Annotated in this window: 4 protein-coding genes; 3 read left to right on the plus strand and 1 reads right to left on the minus strand. The window is 73.6% G+C overall.

What is annotated here, in order from left to right:
- Both ABD879_RS32350 and ABD879_RS32355 read left to right on the plus strand, forming a co-directional pair.
- On the plus strand, positions 1–272 hold a 272-nt coding region (locus ABD879_RS32350; RefSeq protein WP_425549675.1), incomplete at its 5' end, for a hypothetical protein.
- A gap of 35 nt (positions 273–307) precedes the next feature.
- The gene (locus ABD879_RS32355; RefSeq protein WP_345025591.1) at positions 308–1,648 is read left to right on the plus strand and encodes an ABC transporter substrate-binding protein; all 1,341 of its coding nucleotides are present in this window, start codon (positions 308–310) and stop codon (positions 1,646–1,648) included.
- 43 nt (positions 1,649–1,691) lie between these two features.
- On the opposite strand, the gene ABD879_RS32360 is transcribed toward ABD879_RS32355, so the two are convergent.
- Entirely contained in the window at positions 1,692–2,828 is a 1,137-nt protein-coding gene (locus ABD879_RS32360; RefSeq protein WP_345025592.1) for a dienelactone hydrolase family protein, read from the minus strand.
- 154 nt (positions 2,829–2,982) lie between these two features.
- Here ABD879_RS32360 and ABD879_RS32365 point away from each other — a divergent pair.
- On the plus strand, positions 2,983–3,182 hold a 200-nt coding region (locus ABD879_RS32365; RefSeq protein WP_345025593.1), incomplete at its 3' end, for a hypothetical protein.

The raw sequence follows: 3,182 nt of genomic DNA on the forward strand, positions 1-3,182 counted from the left end.
CGGAGCAGGCCGCGGCCGGGCGGCGCCCGCTGCCCGACCCGGGGCGGCCGGTCCGGCTGGCCGTGCGCGTGGGCGCCGGAGCCGAGTGCCGCTTCACCGCCGCCGCCGGGACCGGGCCGCGGCCGCTCGGCGACCCGTTCACCGCGACCGGGGCGCTGTGGGTCGGCGCCACCCTCGGCCTGTTCGCGGCCGCCCCGCCCGGCCCGGGCCCGGCCGCCGGCCACGCCGACTTCGGGGGCTTCCACGTCGACGGAGAACAGGAGCACCCATGACGATCCCACCCCAGACCAGAAGGGCAGGAACGACGATGACTCGACGCGGTCGTGAGCCGGGACGCCGGTTCCCGGCGAGAGTGCCGCTGGCGGCCACCGCGCTCATGGCGGGCGGCGCGCTGCTGCTCGGCGCGTGCGGCGGCGGCTCCGGGTCGTCCGGCACCGTCACGATCACCTACTGGGACACCAACGCCAGCGCCGCCAACACCCCCCGCTGGCAGCACACCATCGCCGAGTTCGAAAAGCGCAACCCCACGATCAAGGTCAAGTACGTCGGCATCCCCATCGCCCAGGTGCAGCAGAAGATCGACACCGCCATCGCCGCCGGCGGGCTGCCGGACACCGTCGGCATGACCACCGCGCTGCTGGCCTCGGTGGCCGGCCAGGGCGCCCTGGAGCCGCTGGACGAGCGGCTGGCCAAGAGCCCGCTCAACGGCAAGCTCAACGCCGCCTTCCTGCAGCTGACCAAGCAGGCCGGGCCGGACGGCAAGCTATACCAGCTGCCCGGCAACGCCAACATGGGCGTGCTGTGGTACCGGCCCGACTGGTTCAAGGACAAGGGCCTCAAGCCGCCGGAGACCTGGGACGACTTCTACACCGCGGCCGACCGGCTCACCGACGCCGGCAAGAACCGCTACGGCTACACCATCCGCGGCGGCGCCGGGTCGATCGCGCAGGTGCTGGAGTTCATCTACGCCCAGTCCGGCATCACCCAGATCTTCGACGCGCAGGGCAAGGCCACCCTCAACGACCCGCGCAACGTCGCCGCGCTGCAGAAGACCGTCGCGCTGTACAAGAAGAACACCCCGAGCGCCGACGTCAACAACGACTACATCAAGATGACCGCCCAGTTCGACGGCGGCAACATCGGCATGATGCAGCACAACCTCGGCTCCTACGGCGACCACAGGAAGGCGCTGGGGGAGGGCAGGTTCGCCGGGTTGCCGATCCCCGCGCTGCCCGACGGGACCCGGGTGGTGATCTCCAACCCGATCGGCGGGACGGCGGTGTTCAAGTCCAGCAAGAACAAGGACGCCGCCTGGAAGTTCGCCGAGTTCGTCTCGTCCCGGGAGATGTCGTCCTACTGGAGCCGCGAGCAGGGGCAGATCCCGGCCAACACCGAGTCGGCGGCCGAGCCGTGGATCAAGGAGAACCCCACCCTGGAGAACGCGATCAAGGCGACCAACGACCCCAAGACCAAGCTCGTCCAGCTGCCGTACTACCTGCCCGAGTTCAACGCCATGACCAAGTCCGAGGCCGAGCCGCAGTTCCAGAAGGTGCTGCTCGGGCAGCTGACGCCGCAGGCGTTCCTGGACGAGCTGGCCAGGAAGTTCACCGAGGCCGAGGCCAAGTACCGCCAGCGCAAGGGCGACTGACGCGAGGGGGACCGGCGCGGGGGAGACCCGCGCCCCGGCCGCGTCACCGGCCCGGGGCGGGGGACAGCACCGACGACAGCCACGCGAACGCCTGCTCCTGCATCGCCGCGTCGAAGACGTGGCCCACCGGGTGGAACGCCCCGGTGTAGGCGTCCGGCCGCCCGGCCGCCCGGTACGACCGGCGCAGCCGGGCGTCCGCACGCCGCATGCCTTCGGGAGGGAACAGCGGGTCGCGCTCCCCGTACAGCACCAGCAGGGGGGACGGGGCGCCGAGCGCCACGATGTCGGGCCAGTCGCCCACCGCCGCCAGGCCGGGCGGCCACGACACCCACGAGTGGGCGTCCACGTGCTCGCCCAGCATGTCCGGCAGCGCGGCCATCATCGCCACCACCACCGACGCCCGCACCCGCGGGCACAGCGCGTGCAGCATCCCCGCGCGCAGACCGCCGCCCGACAGGCCGACGCAGCCGAGCGCGTCCGCCCGCACGCCGGGCAGCCCGGCCAGCACGCGCGCCGCGATGAGGTCCTCGCGGGCGACCAGGCCGAGCAGCGAGGTGCCCAGCAGGTTGCAGTACTTGGCGACGACCGGCTCGTGGTGGCGCGCGGCGGTGTCGTAGTACCGCGGCGCGCTCATCGACCCGCCCCGCCGCTCGGCCAGTTCGCGCAGGTCGTCGGCGAGGGCGCGGACGCGTTCGGGCATCGTCTCCAGCGGGAAGCGGCGGCTGCCCCACAGGAACACGTCGTGGCACAGCACCGCGAACCCGCGCCGCGCCAGCTCCACCGCGAACGCCCGGCCGCCGTAGATCTCCGCGCGCAGCGCGCGGATCTCGGACGGCGTCCCGCCGGACGGGCCGTCGGCGATCTTCTCCTTGCCCCAGTACTTCATCCCGGCGTGGCAGTGCAGCGCCAGCACGCCCGGCAGCGGCCCCCGGGCGCCGGCCGGGCGCAGCAGCCAGGCGCGGGTGCGCGGCCCGAACCCGGGCGACCACGACAGCTCCTCGCCGTCGATCCCGCCGGCCGACCAGGTGCGTTCGGTGCGCACGTCGGCGTCGTCGCCGTACGGGGGCATGCCCAGCGACTCGTCCAGGCGGGTGCGCAGGGACGCGTCGGGGCGGGGCCACAGCGCACGCCGGCGTCCCGCCAGCCGCACCAGCCCGCCGAAATCTCCCAGATGCCGCATGGGTCAGACCCTAGAAGCTGACCTGCCCGCCCCAGGGGCCGACGGGGCGGGCAGGCGGAACGCCGGGAGCGATGGGCGGAGTCCCCGGTTCGCCGTTCCACCCGCAAGTCGCCGGGGCGGAACCGGAAGGTTGCCGTGCCGCCCGGAAATATCTGTGAGAGATGTGAAAGACGTCTTCCCGGCCGTACCGGGGCGGGGTACCTTCGGCGCCGAGTGGGAGCGCTCCCAGGGGCCGGGACCGGTTCGCACCCCCGTTCGTCCGAGGAAGGTCATGCCGATGAGGTTCCGTCCAGCGCTGGCCGCCGCCGCCGGCGTGCTCGCCGCCGCGGCGGCGGCGCCGCCCGCGCCGCCCGC

This window comes from Actinomadura keratinilytica (assembly GCF_039539665.1).
GTDB lineage: Bacteria > Actinomycetota > Actinomycetes > Streptosporangiales > Streptosporangiaceae > Spirillospora > Spirillospora keratinilytica.

Excerpts from the sequence above, each read along its gene's own strand:
- ABD879_RS32360 (WP_345025592.1), bottom strand. The coding sequence starts at position 2,828 with ATGCGGCATCTGGGAGATTTCGGCGGGCTGGTGCGGCTGGCGGGACGC.
- ABD879_RS32355 (WP_345025591.1), top strand. The coding sequence starts at position 308 with ATGACTCGACGCGGTCGTGAGCCGGGACGCCGGTTCCCGGCGAGAGTG.